This is a genomic window from Cohaesibacter intestini (assembly GCF_003324485.1).
GTDB lineage: Bacteria > Pseudomonadota > Alphaproteobacteria > Rhizobiales > Cohaesibacteraceae > Cohaesibacter > Cohaesibacter intestini.
In genome coordinates this window covers 30,120-48,934 of sequence record NZ_QODK01000010.1, presented here as the reverse complement: position 1 = coordinate 48,934, position 18,815 = coordinate 30,120, and the positions used below count along the sequence as shown (strand labels likewise).

General features: G+C 56.6%; 17 protein-coding genes. 5 read left to right on the top strand and 12 right to left on the bottom strand.

Going from position 1 to position 18,815, the window contains the following annotated elements:
* Together DSD30_RS21790 and DSD30_RS20870 are read left to right on the top strand one after the other, a co-directional pair.
* On the top strand, window positions 1-191 hold a 191-nt coding region (locus tag DSD30_RS21790), incomplete at its 5' end, for a hypothetical protein (RefSeq protein WP_210206113.1).
* A 281-nt stretch (window positions 192-472) separates the two neighbouring features.
* Window positions 473-2,485, top strand: a complete 2,013-nt coding sequence (locus DSD30_RS20870) for a M23 family metallopeptidase (protein WP_114011693.1) — start codon at window positions 473-475, stop codon at window positions 2,483-2,485.
* A 133-nt stretch (window positions 2,486-2,618) separates the two neighbouring features.
* Here the strand turns inward: DSD30_RS20870 and clpB are convergent, their stop codons facing one another.
* Window positions 2,619-5,204 carry an ATP-dependent chaperone ClpB gene (gene clpB / locus DSD30_RS20865; RefSeq protein WP_114011692.1) on the bottom strand — a complete coding sequence of 862 codons (2,586 nt, stop codon included), beginning with the start codon at window positions 5,202-5,204 and terminating at the stop codon, window positions 2,619-2,621.
* Between the two features lie 268 nt (window positions 5,205-5,472).
* Between clpB and DSD30_RS20860 the strand changes: the two genes are divergently transcribed.
* On the top strand, window positions 5,473-6,240 hold the full coding sequence (locus DSD30_RS20860; RefSeq protein ID WP_114011691.1) for an MOSC domain-containing protein: 768 nt from the start codon (window positions 5,473-5,475) through the stop codon (window positions 6,238-6,240).
* A 71-nt stretch (window positions 6,241-6,311) separates the two neighbouring features.
* On the opposite strand, the gene DSD30_RS20855 is transcribed toward DSD30_RS20860, so the two are convergent.
* The 5 genes from DSD30_RS20855 to DSD30_RS20835 form a co-directional block, all read right to left on the bottom strand.
* Window positions 6,312-6,935: a DUF4167 domain-containing protein gene (locus DSD30_RS20855; RefSeq protein WP_114011690.1), complete on the bottom strand. Its 624-nt coding sequence runs from the start codon at window positions 6,933-6,935 to the stop codon at window positions 6,312-6,314.
* A 379-nt stretch (window positions 6,936-7,314) separates the two neighbouring features.
* Window positions 7,315-8,190: a peptide chain release factor N(5)-glutamine methyltransferase gene (prmC, locus tag DSD30_RS20850; RefSeq protein ID WP_114011689.1), complete on the bottom strand. Its 876-nt coding sequence runs from the start codon at window positions 8,188-8,190 to the stop codon at window positions 7,315-7,317.
* Window positions 8,190-9,281: a peptide chain release factor 1 gene (prfA, locus tag DSD30_RS20845; protein ID WP_114011688.1), complete on the bottom strand. Its 1,092-nt coding sequence runs from the start codon at window positions 9,279-9,281 to the stop codon at window positions 8,190-8,192. Before prfA ends, prmC begins: the two co-directional genes overlap by 1 nt.
* Before the next feature lie 167 nt (window positions 9,282-9,448).
* Window positions 9,449-11,731 (bottom strand): phosphoenolpyruvate--protein phosphotransferase, encoded by a 2,283-nt coding sequence (gene ptsP / locus DSD30_RS20840; RefSeq protein WP_114011687.1) that lies wholly within the window; start codon window positions 11,729-11,731, stop codon window positions 9,449-9,451.
* Window positions 11,732-11,992: 261 nt separating this feature from the next.
* Window positions 11,993-13,246, bottom strand: a complete 1,254-nt coding sequence (locus DSD30_RS20835; protein WP_114011686.1) for an aspartate kinase — start codon at window positions 13,244-13,246, stop codon at window positions 11,993-11,995.
* A 270-nt stretch (window positions 13,247-13,516) separates the two neighbouring features.
* Between DSD30_RS20835 and ubiG the strand changes: the two genes are divergently transcribed.
* A complete protein-coding gene (gene ubiG / locus DSD30_RS20830; protein WP_114011685.1) occupies window positions 13,517-14,272 on the top strand; it encodes a bifunctional 2-polyprenyl-6-hydroxyphenol methylase/3-demethylubiquinol 3-O-methyltransferase UbiG in 756 nt (251 codons plus the stop codon).
* 18 nt (window positions 14,273-14,290) lie between these two features.
* On the opposite strand, the gene DSD30_RS20825 is transcribed toward ubiG, so the two are convergent.
* The 4 genes from DSD30_RS20825 to DSD30_RS20810 form a co-directional block, all read right to left on the bottom strand.
* Complete coding sequence (locus DSD30_RS20825) at window positions 14,291-14,821, bottom strand: DUF1178 family protein (RefSeq protein ID WP_114011684.1); 531 nt, start codon at window positions 14,819-14,821, stop codon at window positions 14,291-14,293.
* Window positions 14,822-14,937: 116 nt separating this feature from the next.
* On the bottom strand, window positions 14,938-15,774 hold the full coding sequence (locus tag DSD30_RS20820; protein ID WP_114011683.1) for a carbon-nitrogen hydrolase family protein: 837 nt from the start codon (window positions 15,772-15,774) through the stop codon (window positions 14,938-14,940).
* A 58-nt stretch (window positions 15,775-15,832) separates the two neighbouring features.
* Window positions 15,833-16,087, bottom strand: coding sequence for a glutaredoxin 3 (grxC, locus tag DSD30_RS20815; protein WP_114011700.1), 255 nt, complete (start codon window positions 16,085-16,087; stop codon window positions 15,833-15,835).
* A gap of 81 nt (window positions 16,088-16,168) precedes the next feature.
* Complete coding sequence (locus DSD30_RS20810) at window positions 16,169-16,999, bottom strand: ComF family protein (RefSeq protein WP_245418569.1); 831 nt, start codon at window positions 16,997-16,999, stop codon at window positions 16,169-16,171.
* 121 nt (window positions 17,000-17,120) lie between these two features.
* Here DSD30_RS20810 and DSD30_RS20805 point away from each other — a divergent pair, with 121 nt between their 5' ends.
* Entirely contained in the window at window positions 17,121-18,002 is an 882-nt protein-coding gene (locus DSD30_RS20805) for a methyltransferase domain-containing protein (protein ID WP_114011682.1), read from the top strand.
* A 29-nt stretch (window positions 18,003-18,031) separates the two neighbouring features.
* Here DSD30_RS20805 and DSD30_RS20800 read toward each other — a convergent pair whose 3' ends face one another.
* Together DSD30_RS20800 and mutT are read right to left on the bottom strand one after the other, a co-directional pair.
* Window positions 18,032-18,208, bottom strand: coding sequence for a Flp family type IVb pilin (locus DSD30_RS20800; protein WP_114011681.1), 177 nt, complete (start codon window positions 18,206-18,208; stop codon window positions 18,032-18,034).
* Window positions 18,209-18,366: 158 nt separating this feature from the next.
* The gene (mutT, locus tag DSD30_RS20795) at window positions 18,367-18,804 is read right to left on the bottom strand and encodes an 8-oxo-dGTP diphosphatase MutT (RefSeq protein WP_114011680.1); all 438 of its coding nucleotides are present in this window, start codon (window positions 18,802-18,804) and stop codon (window positions 18,367-18,369) included.
* Between the last annotated feature and the right edge of the window lie 11 nt (window positions 18,805-18,815).

The following is an 18,815-nucleotide window of genomic DNA, read 5'->3' as shown; positions in this document are numbered from 1 at the left end:
CATCTGCTTTTTCAAAAAGTTATGCAAAACATCAAGACCTAAGCCTCAACCCGCAAACTCTGAATTTTGGAGCAAACCGCCCCGCCGCCAGCAGCGCCGCCGCTGTCGATGAACCGGGTTATAGACCTGTGCTCCGGGCAAGTCAAACCCAAAAAATACAAAAATCAAACTTTTCCACCCGCGGTGCATAACTCACATTTTTTCAAAATAGTGCTGGACGGACCATCATTCTGCCCAGCCCTTCTGATCTTTGCTTTCTTGCACTTAAAGTGTAGAAATCAGGCATTGGGATAAACCTGAATTTCCCTCTTCTCTATAGCACCTGTATATAGAGAGACAAAGTTGGCCCGGATAAGTGGACTTTGCTCCCTTATCCTGTGGTTCGACGCAAGGGCTTTGGTGACCATCGCCGACGGCGATGGGCCATTAATATGAAGCTTAGCAAGACCAAGGCGATTGACAGAGCGACTGAATGAACAAAGCGGACATGACAGGACCCGGCATGATTAAGCCGACCTTTGCGGCGATGCATGATGCAAACAGGGTCAATCTTGAACCCATGCCAGCCTTGCTGACCCCTTCTGCACGTCTTAATCCCCCTGATCGAAGAACTTTGAACCTGCGCTGGCTTGTCGGCACCGTGCTGACGGGCTGCACATCGATTTTTTTGATGGGCGGGGCCCTGCTGGCCGGCATTCAAAGTCAGGATCAGATGATCGAGCGTGCCCTGGTGAGCACTGGCGACGAGTCTGACACACTCGACTTGAAGCCCGGGGAGTTGATCACCGCAGGCAAAAAGGGCAACCGTCTCTCGCGTACGATCCGTCCGGTTTCTCATCGGCGTGAGATTCAAGTCAGTACCATTTCATCCCTTGGTGATGAGAATCTCGTTAGCGCGCGTCCCTTCATGCTGATTTCTGCTTCGCTGGAAACCAAACGCAGCGAAAGCGTATCTTTCCCGGCATTCAATGCCGTGCGTATTTTCGCATCAGCCCAGGAGAAGACAGAACAATCGACAGCGACTGAGGAAGACATTTTCTATGCCGCCAACGTGGAAGGGGAAATGCGTCTGCGGACGGAGCCTCTCGACATGAATGTCGATTATGAACTGGATGCAGGCCGCCCAAACAATTTCGCCATCCAGCGACTGGCGGCCCAATCCGCCATTTTCCTCACCGACAAGGATCAACAATCCGCCTCCGCACTCGGGGTGATCGATCCGGCCCGGTTTGAGTTCCCGACAACTTCAGTCGATGCCCTTGCGCCCTCCTATATCCGTATCGTCCCGGAAAATATGAGCTCGATCACCAAAACCGATCTGAGCGGTCAAGGCACGGAAACAGAGGAAAAGATTGTCCTTGCCGTTCAAGGCGACACAGTGCGCAACCTGTTGCTGGAAAATGAGGCGACAGAAGAAGAAGCGGAAATTCTCGCCGATCTGTTCGTCAAGGAAGCAGGCATCGACGCCTTGAGCAACAACCAGCGCATGCGCATTACATATGAGCTGGTTTATGACGGCATCCGCGAGCGCGCACCGATTCGTCTCAGCCTCTATTTGGGTGAAGAACATCAGATCACCGTTGCCCGGTCGGATCAGGGTGGCTTCCGCGTTGCCGAGGAGCCCGTTGAAAGCTTTAGTCCGATGCCAACCTCGGACGCCATTGCCAATCTGCGGGCGGGGCCACGGCTCAATGTCTATGACTCGCTTTATCAGACCGCCCTCAACAACGGCGTTGAAGCGAACATGATCGACGAGTTGATCAAAATTCTGTCCTTCGATCTCGATTTCAACGCCAAGATCAAGCCCGGCGACTCGCTACAGATTTTCCATTCCATCCCGGAAGACGGCGATTCGAAGAAAGCCGAGATCCTGTTTGTCGAAGTGCAGCTCGGCGGCAAGACCAAGCGTTATTATCGTTTCCGCGCTCCGGATGATGGCATTGTCGACTATTATGACGAGAATGGCCGCTCCTCGAAAAAGTTTCTAATGCGCAAGCCGATGCAGGGCGGCAAGTTCCGTTCACCCTTTGGTTGGCGTCGTCACCCGATTCTCAAGATATCGCGGCTGCACAAGGGTGTTGACTGGTCTGCCTCGCGCGGCACGCCCATCATGGCATCAGGCAATGGTCGAATCATCAAACGGCGCTGGTCGAGCGGCTATGGCAAATTCATCCAGATCCAACATACAAACGGTTATGCCACCGGCTATGCCCATATGAGCCAGTTCGCTCCGGGCTTTGAAGTGGGGGATTATGTCCGTCAGGGTCAGATCATCGGCTATGTCGGCTCCACCGGCCTGTCGACCGGTCCGCACCTTCACTATGAAGTAACGGTCAATGGTCGCCATGTGGACCCGATGCGGATCCGTCTGCCGCGGGGCCGCTCCCTGAATGGTGACATGCTCGCCACCTTCGATGAAGAGCGCCTGCGGATCGACGAACTGCTTGGCAAACCCACCAACGTCAAGGTTGCGCAAGCCGAATAGGCGGGCCGAAAATTTTTGAAGAAACGCCGGCCCGCGCCCCCTCCCCCCAATAGAAAAGCCCCGGAAAGCCAAAGGCTCCGGGGCTCTTTATTTGCAACATCAAGGACCGGACAAACCAACCGGCCTGACAGACTTAGTCTTCCAGACCGAAGGTCAGTGCATCATCCTTGACCAGAATGTGCACCCGTGCCCCGTCCAGTATCTTGCCAGCCAGCAACTCTTCTGCCAACGGATCCTGCACATGTCGCTGGATCACCCGCTTCAAAGGCCGCGCCCCATAGGCCGGGTCATAACCCTTCTCGGCAATCCACTTGACCGCCTCTGGATCCAGCACCAACTCGATCTTGCGATCGGCCAGCAAGTCGGAAAGATACTGCATCTGGATCGCAACAATCGACGCCATATGCTCGCGCAACAACCGATGGAAAATGATGATCTCATCAACGCGGTTGAGGAATTCCGGACGGAAAGCGCTGCGCACCACATTGAGCACATTCTCCCGATCCTCTTGTTTGAGATCCCCCTCGTCCTTGGACAACAGGAACTCCGCTCCGAGATTTGAGGTCATGATGATCAGCGTGTTGCGGAAATCCACTGTCCGCCCCTGCCCGTCGGTCAGCCGCCCATCGTCAAGAACCTGCAACAGCACGTTAAAGACATCCGGATGCGCCTTTTCGATTTCATCGAACAGAATCACCTGATAAGGACGCCGCCGCACCGCTTCCGTCAGCACGCCGCCTTCCTCATAACCGACATAGCCCGGAGGCGCGCCAATCAAACGGGCAACAGAGTGCTTCTCCATATATTCCGACATATCAAGGCGAACCATCGCACTTTCGTCGTCAAACAGAAAGTCCGCCAGCGTTTTCGTCAATTCGGTTTTACCAACGCCGGTTGGCCCAAGAAACATGAAGGAGCCAATGGGACGATTGGGATCCTGCAATCCGGCCCTTGCGCGCCGCACGGCCTTGGAAACGGCAGTCACCGCATCGGCTTGGCCAATCACCCGGTGGGCAAGTTCCTCTTCCATCCGCAGCAATTTGTCCCGCTCGCCTTCCAGCATCTTGTCGACCGGAATGCCGGTCCAGCGCGAGACCACATGCGCAATGTGATCCGCTGTCACCGACCGCTCGACCATGGCATTGGACTGGGTGTTTTTCTCATCCACCTCGCTCAAAGTCGCTTCAAGTCGGGGAATTTCACCATAGGCCAGCTCACCGGCTCGCGCCAAATCACCGCGCCGCTGCGCCTGTGCGAGCGCCACACGGGCCTCATCGAGCTGTTCCTTCACCTTGGTCGCGTCCGACAGCTTGTCTTTTTCCCACTGCCAACGCTGGGTCAAAACCGCCGATTCCTGCTCCAGTTGGGCGACCTCGTCCTCGATTTTGGCGAGCCTATCCTTCGAAGCGTCATCTTCCTCTTTTTTAAGAGCCTCACGCTCAATCTTCAGCTGAATGATTCGCCGATCAAGCTCATCCAGCTCTTCGGGTTTTGAATCCACCTGCATCCGCAACCGCGACGCCGCTTCATCCATCAGGTCGATGGCCTTATCAGGCAAAAATCGGTCGGAGATATAACGATCCGACAGGGAGGCAGCCGAAACCAGCGCATTATCCGAGATCCGCACCCCATGGTGAAGCTCGTATTTTTCCTTCAGGCCACGCAAGATCGACACCGTATCCGAGACCGTCGGCTCGCTGACCATCACAGGCTGGAACCGACGTGCCAGAGCGGCATCCTTTTCAACATGCTTGCGATATTCATCAAGTGTCGTCGCGCCAACACAATGCAACTGACCGCGTGCCAGAGCAGGTTTCAGCAGATTCGAAGCATCCATCGCTCCATCGGCCTTGCCTGCGCCAACCAGCGTATGCATTTCATCAATAAACAGCACGATTTCGCCGGCGGCCGCTTCGACTTCGCTCAGCACCCCTTTCAGACGCTCCTCAAATTCACCGCGATATTTGGCCCCGGCAATCAGAGCCCCCATGTCGAGGGCAAGAAGTCTTTTATCCTTGAGCGATTCGGGCACGTCGCCATTGATGATACGCAAAGCCAATCCTTCGGCGATAGCGGTTTTACCAACCCCCGGCTCGCCAATCAGCACCGGATTGTTCTTGGTTCGCCGCGACAGGACCTGGATCGCACGGCGAATCTCATCGTCCCGCCCGATCACCGGATCAAGCTTACCCTCGCGCGCATCCTGCGTCAGATCGCGCGCATATTTCTTCAACGCCTCATAGCTGTCTTCCGCCGACGCGCTGTCAGCGGTGCGGCCCTTGCGCAGTTGCTCGATGGCATGATTGAGATTCTGGGCTGTCACACCCGCCTTTTTCAAAATGGCAGCCGATTCGGCCTCCGGTGTCAGGCTGAGCGCCAGCAACAGCCGTTCGACAGTGACATAGGAATCACCCGCTTTTTCAGCGACCTCTTCGGCCTTTTCAAACAGCTTCGCCATTGCGGGCGACAAATAAAGCTGCCCCGCTCCGCCACCAGAGACGGACGGGATGCCCTTGAGATGGGCTTCCAGCAACCGGCGCACTTCCGCCGACTGGCCACCCGAACGATCAATCAGGCCGGATGCGAGGCCTTCCTTGTCGTCCATCAAAACTTTGAGAATATGTTCCGGCAAAAAGGCCTGATGCCCCTGCCCGATTGCATAGGTTTGCGCAGACTGCATGAAGCCGCGCGCCCGCTCTGTATAGCGTTCAAGATTCATAATCTATCTCCTTGTGCCCAACCGGATCATCCAAACTGCAAAGGCATGATCTGATTGCCACTCAAATTACGGCCATTAAACAGGCTCCCGGCCTCTGTCAGCAAGCCCAATTGTCGGCCAACTCCCCATCTCTCCCAACAGGCAAGAAACAGGCTCTTGTCTAATATAGTGTTGCAATTTCGTCACAAAAGGGGGATGTAGGAAAAAGCAGCAATCAAAATGCCCCTTCCCAGTCCCCGCACCTGCCCGCACCTTTCAAGGATCTGCCATGACCATCACGCTCGCATCAATCTATCGCTATCCGATCAAGGGCTTCACCGGCCAGAAACTGGAAAAGGCAGCCATCACAAAAGGCAAACCACTTGCGTGGGACCGCGCCTTTGCCATTGAAAATGGCGACAGCGGCTTTGATCCTGCCGCCCCGGCCCACCTGCCCAAAATCCATTTTCTGATGTTGATGAAGCAACCCGAACTGGCCAACTTGATCACCCAGTTCGATGATGTGACCGGCGCCTTCTCGGTGCAGCAGCATGGCACGCTCCTGGCCGAAGGCAACCTGTTTGCGCCGGACAGCATGCAAGCGGCCCTTCAGGTGATGGCGGGTCACTGCAAAAAACCGATGCGCGGGTCACCGAGGCTGCTCCATGCCAGTGAATTTGCCTTCACCGATTCTCGCACTCAGGATCTCTCCTTGATCAATCTTGCCAGCGTCAGTGATCTGGAAGCCAAAATCGGCAATGATATCGATCCGATGCGCTTCCGCGGCAATCTCTATATCGAAGGGGCCGCCCCGTGGCAGGAACATGACTGGGTCGACAAGATCATCGAAGTTGGCGCGGTATCCTTTCAGGTGCGCAAACGCACCAAGCGTTGCGCCGCCACCAATGCCAACCCGACCACCGGCGAACGCGACCGGAATATCCCGAAAGCTTTGATGGATCACTACGGCCATACCGACTGCGGTATACACCTGATGCCGTTGGGGGATGGCGCGTTGACCATCGGTGATCGCATCACCTTGCCGCAAAACACATAACAACTGCTCACAAAAAAACCCGCCAGCCGGCGGGTTTTTCTTTGGCAATAGCAACATCGGTCAAAGCCGCCTCAATCTTCAGAGGCAACCACCGCTGGCTTTTCCTTGGCCCCGTCAGAGCCGTCGCCCCCCTCGGCTTTGCGCTCGGCAGCCGTTGGGCGCTTGCGGGACCGATAGGTTGTCCTTCTGCGGCGGCGTGGTGCACCAGCAGCGGCCACTTCTTCATCCACCACTTCCGCAGGCGGCGCGACATCCGGTTGATCTCCCGACCCCGGCACCTCGGCAACGGCAACCACATCCATTTCGACAGCAGTGTCTTCAACATCGCTGGCGTTGTTTGTGTTTGCATCGTCGGCATCATCACCATTGACGTTGGCAGCCTTGCGACTCCCATTGTTGCCGCCGTTGTTGCTGTTGCCGTCATTGTTGTTTGGACGACCTTCCTCGCGGCTGGCTGGCTGGGCGGCAGCAATGATGCGCAGATAGTGCTCCGCATGCTGATAATAGTTTTCCGCCATCACAAGATCACCGGACGCAATCGCATCGCGGGCAAGAGACTGATATTTTTCCGCAATGTGACTGGCTGTTCCGCGAATTTTCACATCAGGACCATTGCTGTCATAGGATCGAGACAACGGATTGGCGGCTTTGCGTCCGCGACCGCGTGTCCGATTGCTTTTCTGGCTCTGTCGCATTGCTTCTGTCTTTCGTAAAGTGCCGAAGAAATAATCAGCATTCAAACCGACTGATGGTGCTCAACAGACACCATTTGCAGTCTGATAGTTCAGACTCTGGTATCGAGCTGACAACCTGTTTGAAAAGTCCCCAAGCGCAAACGGTCCTATGACCGGGTCGCTTCTTAGACTGAAAAAGTTTGAAATTCTGCTATCCGGTCACCTGAAAAGGGTTTTCCGATAGACGTTTCAATACTGGCCGAGGTTTGCACCAAATCAGCCAGTCGCTCACTTGATGCCTTCAACTTATCCGTCTGGGGCACAAATTCAAGCCCATTGGCGAGTTTTTGTCCGAAAGCGGCCCATGCTTTCAACAGAAGATTGGATAAAATTGATGCAATCAGGCCGGAATTGCAGGCTTTGCGCTCACCAGCAGAACACGATCATGCCCAGCCAAATCCTGACGGACCTCACATTTCATGTCCGTGTCCCCACAGAGTTTATATTGTTGCGAAAGCAGCAATATATCTTTGGCTTGCCGATATCCAAACTCAAAGGCCATCACATCCGGTCTTTTGTCCCACGCCCCAACCGTCGAAAAGATCGCCTCATACGCTTCCAGACCGCTTGCACCAGAAACCAATGCATGGCGCGGATCATAGTTCGCCACATCCGGTTCCAGATCCGCCATCTCCTTGTCCGCCAGATAAGGCGGGTTGGAAATCAGAATATCAACCTCAGGACCAATGGCATTGGCATAATCCCCCTGAACGAAAGACGCCCGATCAGCCAGCCCCAAATCCTCGGCATTGTGCTGGGCAATGGTGAGCGCCGCCTCACTGATATCGACGCCCAAACCCTGTGCATTGGGCAATTCGGAGAGAAGCGCCAGCAACAAACAGCCAGACCCGGTGCCGATGTCAACAATCCGGAGCGGTGCCGTGCGATCAGGCACAGCCTCCAACACAGCAGAAACCAGCGTTTCACTATCCGGACGCGGCACAAGGACATCAGAGGAGACGTGAAAAGGCAGTCCCCAAAATTCCCGCTGCCCCAGAATATGCGCAACCGGTTCTCGCTTAAGGCGCCGCGCCGCCAAAGCCTCGATGGCTTCAGCCTCATCTTCACAGAGGGTGCGATCAAACTGCAAGATCATGTCGGTTTCGGTCAGGCCCAAGGCATGACAGGCCAGAAGCCGCGCGTCGAGCCGCGCGCTATCGATACCCACACCAGCAAAACGCGCCGCGATCGCCGCAATCATCTGATCGAGTCGCATCAGATTTCGTCGGCTTCAACAGCGGCCAGCAATTGAGCCTGATTTTCGGCAATCAAGGCATCAATCAACTCCGGCAGCGCTTCACCGGACAGAACCTTTTCAAGCTTGTAGAGCGTCAGATTGATCCGATGGTCCGTCACGCGCCCTTGCGGGAAATTGTAGGTTCTGATCCGTTCGGACCGATCGCCCGACCCGACCTGGCCGCGACGCGCATCAGCCCGCTCACTGTCGGCACGTTCCCGTTCCGCTTCAAACAGACGCGCCTGCAACACCTTCATGGCGTTGGCACGGTTCTGGTGCTGGGATTTTTCCGAAGACGTCACCACGATACCTGTTGGCAAGTGGGTGATGCGCACCGCCGAGTCAGTCGTATTGACATGCTGACCGCCAGCGCCCGACGCCCGCATTGTATCGATGCGGATATCCTCGGAGCGAATCTCAACGTCAATATCCTCGGCTTCGGGCAAAACGGCAACCGTTGCCGCCGAGGTGTGAATACGCCCGCCGCTTTCGGTTTCCGGCACGCGCTGCACGCGATGCACACCGGATTCATACTTCATCTTGGCAAACACACCGACACCGGAAATGCTGGCAATGATTTCCTTATAGCCGCCGACATCGCCCTCACTGACCGACATCAACGACACTTTCCAACCATTATCCTCGGCATATTTCTGATACATCCGGAACAAATCACCGGCGAACAAAGCCGCTTCATCACCGCCCGTCCCGGCACGCACCTCAAGGATCGCGCTCTTGTTGTCAGCGGCATCTTTGGGCAACAGCAGGATCTGCAACTCTGCCGCCAAGGTATCAATACGCTCTTCCGTCGGTTTGATATCCATTTGGGCCAGCTCGCGCATCTCCGCATCCATCTCGGGATCAGAGAGGATTTCCTTGAGATCGCCCAATTCCCGTAGCGCGGAAACATAGTCGTTGCCCACCTTGGCCACAGGCTCCAGCTCCGCATAATCGCGGCTCAGTTTGACATAGACATCCGGCTCCGGCCCGGCTGCCATCTCAGAGGAGATTGCATCAAAGCGCTGAATGAGAGCCTCAACCCGGCCCAATGGAATCGTGATTCCCGACATCGTTTCATTCCTCAAGCCACGAGCTCAGGCTCAATTGGCTGCTTACAAAAAGAGAAACCAAGACCGCTCTGGTCGCCAGTCATTCTGGCTCACCGCGTTCATTTCTCCAAGACAAACGCCCACCGCCCGGCCAGCTAGGCGCGGCCAGAAGGCAGCCAACCAGATCGCTAAAGATTGGTAGCGGGCAAGTGGATATCGTGCTTTTCGGCAAAGTCCGACAAATAGGCCTTGATTTCATCACTGTCCGTTGCCGCATCAAGAACCGGAAGAAACGCCGCCTCGAGCGTATCGAGCGGCAAATCCAGAATCATCGACTTGACCGGCCCGATGAAAGACGGAGCCATCGACAGGCGACGATAGCCAATCGCCAACAGGGCCATCGCACCGAGCGGCTTGCCTGCCAACTCACCACAGACGGTAACGGGCACGCCATATTCATTGCCCTTGTCAACCACCAGCTTCAAGGCCCGGATGAAGGATGGCGACAGAGAACTGAACCGCCCGGACAGACGGGTATTGCCCCGATCACTGGCCATCATGAACTGATGCAGATCGTTGGTGCCGATAGAAATAAAATCCACCCGCTTCATCAGGGCATCGATCTGAAACAGCAGCGAAGGCACCTCCAGCATCGCACCCAGACGGATCTTGACCGGTTTCTCATAACCATGCCGTTCCAGATGGGCCACTTCCCGCTCGAACAGATCCTTGGCGATATCATATTCCTGCACTTCGGTGATCATCGGGAACATCAGCCGCAACTCCCGCCCCGCTGCCGCATGCAACAGAGCCCGGATCTGGGTGCGCAACAGGCCCGGTCGATCCAACCCCAAGCGAATGGCCCGCCAACCCATGGCCGGATTTTCCTCCTGCGCCATGCGCAGAAAAGCCAGCACCTTGTCCCCGCCCACATCAAGCGAGCGGAACGTCACCGGCATGCCATCAGAGATGTCGAGAACCTTGCGATAGACCTTTTCCTGTTCCCGCATCCGCGGGAAACTGGCCGCCACCATGAATTGAAGCTCGGTACGGAACAGTCCGATGCCTTTGGCACCGGCCCCCACCAGATTGGGAAGGTCAACCAGCAGGCCTGCATTCATCAACAAATCGACCGATGTGCCATCCTGCGTGATGGCAGGCTTGCCACTCAGCTGGCGATACTGCTCCTGCCGCCGCGCCCGAAACCGGACCTGATCGATATAGGAGGCTTCCACATCCGATGGCGGACGCAGATGAACATGCCCCATATCGCCATCGATGATGATTGCATCGCCATCTTCGCACAGAGAGACAACGCCATCCGTCTGCCCGACGGTTGGAATGCCCAAGGCCCGGGCAACAATCACCACATGGCTCGTCGGCGTGCCTTCTTCGAGCACCAGCCCGCGCACATGATCCCGACCATAATCCAGCAATTCCGCCGCGCCCATATTGCGTGCAACAATGATGGAATCTGCCGGCATTTCACCGCCATTCACCCCGTGCTTGTTGCCCGTCAGCTTGCGCAGCAGGCGGTTGGCCAGATCATCGAAATCATGCAGCCGGTCCCGCAAGTAGGGATCGGTGGAGCGCAGCATCCTGGCGCGCGTGTCACTTTGCACACGCTCAACGGCGGCTTCGGCGGTCAGGCCGGAATGAATGGCCTCCTTCATCCGCCGCACCCAGCCACGGTCATAGGCAAACATGCGATAGGCTTCGAGAATGTCCCGATGCTCTCCACCATGGGATATGTCGTCCCGGTTGAGCAGATCATCGACAGACAGGCGCAGCTTTTCAATTGCCGCCTCAAGGCGCTCTTCCTCGCCTCGCAAATCTTCAGCAATGAGATTGGTGACCACCACGCGCGGCTCATGCAAAACCACATGACCCAGACCGATGCCCTCCGCCATCGACAGGCCCTCGAGCCGCATCGGCCGCACCATGTCAAGGTCGGTATCCGGCCCTGACAAACCGCGCAGCTCGCCCGAGGCAATCAGTTCAGCCAGCACCATCGCGGTGGTTTGCAGCGCTTCGACTTCCTCGTCGGAATAGATTCGCTGGGTTTTGTTCTGCACCACCAGAACCCCCAGCACGCGTCCGGCACGCAGCACAGGCACACCAAGGAAGGCGTGGTAAATTTCCTCGCCCGTTTCCGGGCGATAGGCAAAGGCAGGATGCTCCTGCGGTTCGGACAGATTGAGAATGCGGGCTTCGGACGCGATATGGCCGACAAGGCCTTCGCCGACATTCAGCCGGGTCAGGTGAACGGAATCCGGATTGAGACCCTCGGTCGCGTAGAGTTCGAGTTGATCATCGGCTCTGAGCACATAGACCGAGCAGACCTCGGCAACCATATTGGCCGCGATCAGACACACGATCTCGTTCAACCGATCCTGAGCATCGGTCGGCTTCGCCATCGTTTCCCGAAGGCGTCGCAACAATATGCGCGGCCCCACCACATTTCCCCGCATCAGGGATACTCCGATCATCCGCCACAGCCAGAGCGCAACAGCATCTGGCACATCACGTCCTGCAAGACGTCATCCCTGAACCCCGACAAGGCACACATGATGCAATCGGGGAACAGATTCTCCTCGCGAGCACTATGGCATGAGGCCCGCAGGCAGATCAATAACCCGCCGGAAAGATTGGAACGGCAAAGAAAACAGTATTTTGTCTACATCTTAAACCGCAGCTGATCCCGGCGGATCACCCTGTGAAGCAATTGTCGCCTATTTGCCGTCCAGCCCATAGAGCGAGTGCAGAGCACGCACTGCGAGCTCCGTATATTCCGTGTCGATCAGAATCGAAATCTTGATTTCCGAAGTGGTGATCGCCCGAATGTTGATGCCTTTGTCAGCCAGGGCCCTGAAGGCCTGCGAGGCAACACCCGCATGGCTGCGCATGCCGATACCGATGACGGATACCTTGACCACATCGGTTGACCCCTGCAGCACCGCATAATTGATATCGCTGCGCGCATCTTCAAGCACGGTCTTGGCCCGTTCAAAGTCACCCTTTGGCACGGTGAAGGTCATGTCGGTGATGGTGCCATCTTCCGAGATATTCTGCACGATCATGTCGACATTGATGTTGGCATCAGCAAGCGGACCAAACACATGGGCGGCGATGCCGGGCTTGTCCTCGACACGGCGCAGGGAAATCTGCGCTTCGTCTCTTGAATAGGCGATCCCGGTTACAACCTGTTTTTCCACAATCTCTTCCTCATCACAGATCAATGTTCCGATCGGAACATCGCTATTGAGCAATTCTGGGGCATCTGGTTCGACGAATGACGACCGCACGAAGGTGCGGACATTGTGAACCATCGCCATTTCAACGGAGCGCACCTGCATGACCTTGGCACCAAGCGAAGCCATTTCAAGCATTTCCTCATAGGAAATCTGATCCAGTCGCTGCGCCTCGGGTACAATGCGCGGGTCGGTGGTATAGACACCATCCACGTCGGTGTAGATATCGCAGCGATCCGCATGAATAGCCGCAGCAATCGCCACCGCACTGGTGTCAGACCCTCCGCGCCCAAGGGTGGCGATCCGGTTGTCCGGCCCGATGCCCTGGAACCCGGCGACCACGGCCACCTGATTCATTTCCAGCCGCTCGATCAGACGCGCACCATCGATTTCCTCGATGCGGGCGGCCCCATGCACACCATTGGTTTTAAAGGGAATTTGCCATCCAAGCCAAGAGCGGGCATCAACACCCATATTCTGCAACACCAGGGCCAGAAGACCCGACGTCACCTGCTCACCAGAGGAGACAACCGTATCATATTCGCGCGCATCATAGAGGGGAGACGCATCTTCCACCCAGCCGACCAACTCGTTGGTCTTGCCAGCCATGGCAGACACGACGACCGCCACCTGATTGCCAGCATCCACTTCGCGTTTTACATGTCGGGCGACCCGCCGGATGCGATCGAGATCGGCAACCGACGTTCCCCCGAATTTCATGACAAGGCGAGCCATTCAACATCTCTTTCTGTCATTGTTTTCGTTATATAAGCCTGACGCAGCTCGTCTATTTGCCACACTCACGCCAATTTGCGCATAGTCATACTCGGCACGGACGTCACTTGCAAGGACTCAAAGACTTGACTTTTGGTCCCCTTCGACCGAGCAAGGAAAAATCCGGTTGCGCAGATGCCACCGTATGGATAAGCACACCATTGCAGCGTCTCACACGCCTGTGGTGCGCACCGGCCTTGCAGGGTCAGTATGAGGGAAAGGGCAGAAGAGATGACGTCACAAACCACATTTTCCGGCAGCACCGTCGATGAAGCCGAGGTCGCACGCTTTTCTGCCATGGCAGCAGAATGGTGGAGTCCGACCGGCAAATTCCGCCCCCTGCACAAATTCAACCCGACCCGGGTCAAATATATCCGTGAGAAACTGGTCGCCCAGTTCGGCCTCGACCCGAAGGCCCAGCGTCCGCTGGAGGGCTTGTGCATTCTCGACATTGGCTGTGGCGGTGGCCTGTTGTGTGAACCGCTTTGCCGGATGGGCGCCGAGGTTACCGGCGTTGACGCGTCTGAAACCAATATCGGCATCGCCAGCACCCATGCCAGCGAAAACGGTCTCGACATCACCTATGAAGCCACAACATCGGAAAGTCTGGCCGCCCGCGGCGAAAGCTACGATGTGGTGCTGACCATGGAAGTGGTCGAGCATGTCGCTGACATCGAGTTGTTCCTGCAATCAAGCGCCAGCATGGTCAAACCCGGCGGTTTGATGTTTGTCGCCACCCTCAACCGGACTCTCAAGGCCTATGCTCTGGCGATTGTCGGGGCGGAATATGTCCTGCGCTGGCTGCCCAAAGGGACCCATCAATGGGAAAAGTTCGTCACACCCGATGAGTTGGAACGCGCCCTGTATCCGACCGGCCTGACGGTGGAAGAACGCACCGGCGTGACCTACAATCCGCTCAAGGATAGCTGGTCCCTGTCGTCTGACATGGATGTCAATTACATGATCTATTGGCAGAAACCCGCCTGACCGAAACGATAGGGCAGATCAGTTCTGATCTTCGGGCAGAACCGGCAGCGGCAGGCATTCGATCCCGTCCTCGGCCAGCGACTTGACGTCATCGATAGTCGCCTCGCCATAGATGCCTCGCGCTTCACTTTCCTTAAAGTGCATCTTGCGGGCTTCCTCGGCAAATTTGTCACCGACATAATCCGAGCTTTCCACCACATGCTTGCGGTAGCTTCGCAGCATATCCTGCAAGGCCTTCGGATCGATTGCGGCGCCATCGTTGGTCACGGGCACAGGTGCATTGGCACCCGCCCCATCGGCGACAGGTGTCGGGCTTGTCTGGCTGGTCTTTTCCTGTGGCTCGGCCTGAAGAGTGGGCTGGGTCTGTGATCGGTTTTGGCTGCGGGTCCCCGACACGCGGGGTGCCATCAGGGATTTCGACACCGCACGCGAACCACAAAAAGGGCATTCCAGATAGCCGTCATGGATCTGGGCCTCGCAATCATCACTGTTGCGGAACCAGCCTTCAAACTGATGGTTCTGATCACATCGAAGCGAATATTTGATCACTGGGTTCCCTGACCCTTTCACCCTTTGGCATGAGCCATGGGCATCAACAACGAAAAGCCGACCGACCATAGGGTCGACAAATGCCGAACGAATGCAGCATGATACGGCACTTGGCGCTAGATATCAAAAGATCTGTCATGGGTCAAAGACGGGATCGCCTGCCGGCACTTGGCCACCTGCCCCATATCGATGTCAGCGGCAACAAAGCAAGGCTCGTCCTCGGCTTCAACCAAAACCTTGCCCCACGGATCGACAATCAGCGAATGGCCATAGGTTTTGCGGCCATTCTCGTGTGTGCCTCCCTGCGCTGCCGCAATGACAAAGGCCCCGCATTCAATGGCGCGCGCCCGCATCAGGACCTGCCAATGGGCTTCCCCTGTCTTCTTGGTAAAAGCGGATGGTATGGCAAGAATCGACGCGCCCTTTTGCTGGCAGAGCGCCCGATAGAGGTAGGGGAAGCGCAAATCATAACAGATGCTCAACCCCAACTCACCCCATGGCAAAGCCACGCTGACAGCCCTTGCCCCGACCTCAAAACTGCTCGATTCCCGGTAGCTTTCGCCATTTTCCAGATCCACATCAAACATATGGATCTTGTCATAGGTCGCCACCACCGACCCGTCAGGCGTCAGAACCAGCGACCGGTTCGCTGCTTTCGGCTCACCGGTCGCAGGGTCTGATGCAAGGAAAGACATCGAGCCGATATGCAGCCAGACAGACAGCTCACGGGCCAGAGCCTGCATCCGCTTGAGGCCCTCATCCGCATCCTGTTCGGCAATGATTGCCATCAGTGCCTTGCGGCTCATTTCCATGGTAGAGGTCTGCTCAGGGGTCTGAATATAGACGCAACCATCGGCAGCGGCCTCACGGATCAGCCTTTCAGCCAGATCCAGATTGGTCCCGATGTCTCGGCCACAGCGCATCTGCACACAGGCAGCCCGAAATTTATCCATGTCACCCCTCCGGAATCTTCGTTCTCACGCAATCTACACAATTGCGCGAGCGCCTGCCTCAAGCAGCCAATATGCCGTCCAGTTCGCCTGCTTGTTCCAGAGCGAACAGATCATCGCAGCCCCCCACATGGGTCTCATTGATGAAGATTTGCGGGAAGGTCCGGCGACCGGATTTCTTCATCATTTCCTGCTTGATATCAAAATCAAAAGTTGCGTCAAGCTCGCGGAAAGCTGCGCCTTTGTCGGCCAGCAACTTCTTGGCGGCGGTGCAAAATCCGCACATTTGGCGGGTATAGATGACAATCTCTGCCATTGGGATCTCCAGATTGTGCGCCCTGTCTTTGCCGTCAATGAAGCGGCAGCAAAGGCGAATGTCCATAACGATTTGTCCCGGTTATATGGGCTTTTCCCCATCTCCGACAACCCGAGCAAAGGTAATTATGCAAATTTCCCCGACCTCGGCCCGTCGCAGGACCCGACAACAGGCCTCCAGTGTCGCTCCCGTCGTCCAGACATCATCCACCAGCACCACCCGCCGCCCGGACAGGGTCAGACGGTCCGGCAGGGACAGTTTGAACGCCCCTTCCACATTGCTGCGCCGCGCCTCCCCGCTCAGGCCCACCTGTTGGCGTGTCGGGCGCACCCGGCGCAACAGATCGGGCTTGAAGCGCAACCCCGTTTCCCCGGCCACCACCTTGGCCAGCATGGCCGCCTGATTGTAGCGCCGGGACCAGAGCCGCAAGACATGCAACGGCACAGGCACAATCCAGCTGTCCGGGTCATCCAGACAGTCCGCCCCGGCCCGCACCATCCACCGCCCCATCACTTTGGCAAGGTCCGTCCTGTCGTAATATTTCAGCTGATGCACAAGCGATCGCGCCGTATCGCCAAAGGCGGTCACGCTGCGCGCCCTGTCATAGACCGGCGGGCGGGCCAGCACGGAACTGCTGACTTGTTCTTCCCCCAGATCATAAGCGAAGGGCAGGCCCGACACGGCACAATAGGGTTTGTCGATCCATTCCATCTGCGACCAGCAGGCCGCGCACAAATGATTGGAGACCTCAAGACTGGCGCCGCAGCCAGCACAACGCGGCGGAATGATCAAATCGAGACAGGCCATGCCAAGCCGGGACAGGGTATCCTTCACGGATGCTCGCACCACAATGGGCTCATCGTCTTCTGGCAGGCCGGAAGGCCCATGGTCTTTTGCCGCCCAACGCTTCATAGTGCCCCCATTGACTTGCAATCTGTTGCCCCCTCAGACACAAAGGCAATGAAGCAAGTGTGTCCCAAACCGCAACTCCTGACAAGCAAAACACACGACCCAACAACCAGAAGCAGCCATCATGAGTTCCATTCCGCAGATCTTTGACCATGCCCTTCTGACCGCCCGCCGCGTCAAGGCTTTGAAACGCGCCGAAGAAGGGGCAGATTTCCTGCTCACGGAGGTGGTCGACGATATGGAATCCCGCCTGTCTATGGTGTTGCGGGACTTCCCCCTTTGCATGGAGCTTGGTGGCCATACCGGATTGCTGGCACAGCGCTTGGCTGCTCGCAAAGGCACCGAACAGGTCTTTCGCCTTGAGCAACACGCTGACTTTTTTCAGCCAGACGACCTTGGTATCGTGGCAGATCCGGAGATGCTGCCGATCGCCGCAGAAAGCTGCAACCTGATCGTCTCGCCGCTCTTTCTCCACTGGATCAACGACCTACCCGGATGCCTCATCCAGATCCGCCATGCCTTGAAGCCTGACGGCCTGTTTCTGGCCACTCTTCTGGGCCGCGACAGCCTGCACGAGTTGCGCGAGGTGTTCCTCATGGCCGACAGTGAGATCTCCGGTGGTGCCACCCCAAGAATCGCCCCTTTGCCCGATCTGAAAGATATGGGCAGTCTGTTGCAACGGGCCGGTTTCACCCTGCCGGTGGCGGATCAGGACAGCCTGACCGTGCGCTATGACACAATGTTTGATCTGATCCGCGATCTGCGCCAGATGGGAGCCGCCAACATGTTGACGGATCGTACCCGGCGCTCGATGCGCCGCTCCACCCTACTAAGAGCCGCAGAACTCTACCAGCAGAAATATGCCGATGCGGACGGGCGCATTCGCGCCACCTTCCAGATTCTCTCATTGTCGGGCTGGTCACCCCATGAAAGTCAGCAAAAGCCCCTGAAGCCGGGCAGCGCGACAACGCCTCTGGCTGCCATTCTGCCTGACAAGTCAAGATAGGATAAAAAAAGGATAGGGGAGAGCACCAATCAGGGCGCGCTGGCAATGATCGAGTCGAGCAGGGCCTGAACCTTATCCAGCCCGGCAAAGGTAACATCATGCATCACGGTGACCAGAGCCACACCAATCAGCCCCGCAAGCAACGCATATTCGAGCGCGGTGGCGCCGGTTTCATCGCGCCGGAAATGACTGATCCATTTGTGCATTCAAAAAGTCCCCCCAAAAGGGTAGCAAACAGCTTTTCTCGTTCCCGGTTGCCACTCTACCGACCAATCGATGAACGGACCCTCAAGAGACAGACTTTCTTTTCTCTTTATCTCGAATTTTAAAATCTTTGGCTAACAAAGACTTAAACACAACGCCGTCACACGCCCAACAGATCAATCAGCGCCGGAATCAGCGGCAAATCCGCAGGTGGCATCGGATAGTCCTTCAAGGTGCCAGCCCGTACCCATTTCAGCGCCTGTCCCTCTCTGGCCACAGGCGTACCTTCCCAGCGGCGGCAGATATAGAGCGGCATCAGCAGATGAAAATCGTCATAGGCATGGCTGGCAAAGGTCAATGGGGCCAGACAGCTCTCCCATGTCTTAATGCCCAATTCCTCTTCCAGCTCGCGCACCAAGGCAATTTCAGGCCGCTCGCCAGCCTCTAGTTTGCCGCCGGGAAATTCCCACAGGCCTGCCAGATTCTTACCTTCAGGCCGTTGGGCAATCAGGATCCGATTGTCCTTGTCCACCAGCGCCACTGCAACAACCAGCAGCAGGCGAACCGCTTTGTTCGCCTCATCCTTTGCATGAGTCATATATCCGGATC

What these genes read in the sequence shown, in the direction of transcription:
- ubiG (WP_114011685.1), top strand. Translation starts at nt 13,517, where the DNA reads ATGACGTCACAAACCACATTTTCCGGCAGCACCGTCGATGAAGCCGAG.
- clpB (WP_114011692.1), bottom strand. Translation starts at nt 5,204, where the DNA reads ATGAATCTTGAACGCTATACAGAGCGGGCGCGCGGCTTCATGCAGTCT.
- DSD30_RS20810 (WP_245418569.1), bottom strand. Translation starts at nt 16,999, where the DNA reads ATGAAGCGTTGGGCGGCAAAAGACCATGGGCCTTCCGGCCTGCCAGAA.
- mutT (WP_114011680.1), bottom strand. Translation starts at nt 18,804, where the DNA reads ATGACTCATGCAAAGGATGAGGCGAACAAAGCGGTTCGCCTGCTGCTG.
- DSD30_RS20870 (WP_114011693.1), top strand. Translation starts at nt 473, where the DNA reads ATGAACAAAGCGGACATGACAGGACCCGGCATGATTAAGCCGACCTTT.
- DSD30_RS20805 (WP_114011682.1), top strand. Translation starts at nt 17,121, where the DNA reads ATGAGTTCCATTCCGCAGATCTTTGACCATGCCCTTCTGACCGCCCGC.
- DSD30_RS20835 (WP_114011686.1), bottom strand. Translation starts at nt 13,246, where the DNA reads ATGGCTCGCCTTGTCATGAAATTCGGGGGAACGTCGGTTGCCGATCTC.
- DSD30_RS20800 (WP_114011681.1), bottom strand. Translation starts at nt 18,208, where the DNA reads ATGCACAAATGGATCAGTCATTTCCGGCGCGATGAAACCGGCGCCACC.
- grxC (WP_114011700.1), bottom strand. Translation starts at nt 16,087, where the DNA reads ATGGCAGAGATTGTCATCTATACCCGCCAAATGTGCGGATTTTGCACC.
- ptsP (WP_114011687.1), bottom strand. Translation starts at nt 11,731, where the DNA reads ATGCGGGGAAATGTGGTGGGGCCGCGCATATTGTTGCGACGCCTTCGG.
- DSD30_RS20860 (WP_114011691.1), top strand. Translation starts at nt 5,473, where the DNA reads ATGACCATCACGCTCGCATCAATCTATCGCTATCCGATCAAGGGCTTC.
- DSD30_RS20820 (WP_114011683.1), bottom strand. Translation starts at nt 15,774, where the DNA reads ATGGATAAATTTCGGGCTGCCTGTGTGCAGATGCGCTGTGGCCGAGAC.
- DSD30_RS20855 (WP_114011690.1), bottom strand. Translation starts at nt 6,935, where the DNA reads ATGCGACAGAGCCAGAAAAGCAATCGGACACGCGGTCGCGGACGCAAA.
- prmC (WP_114011689.1), bottom strand. Translation starts at nt 8,190, where the DNA reads ATGCGACTCGATCAGATGATTGCGGCGATCGCGGCGCGTTTTGCTGGT.
- prfA (WP_114011688.1), bottom strand. Translation starts at nt 9,281, where the DNA reads ATGTCGGGAATCACGATTCCATTGGGCCGGGTTGAGGCTCTCATTCAG.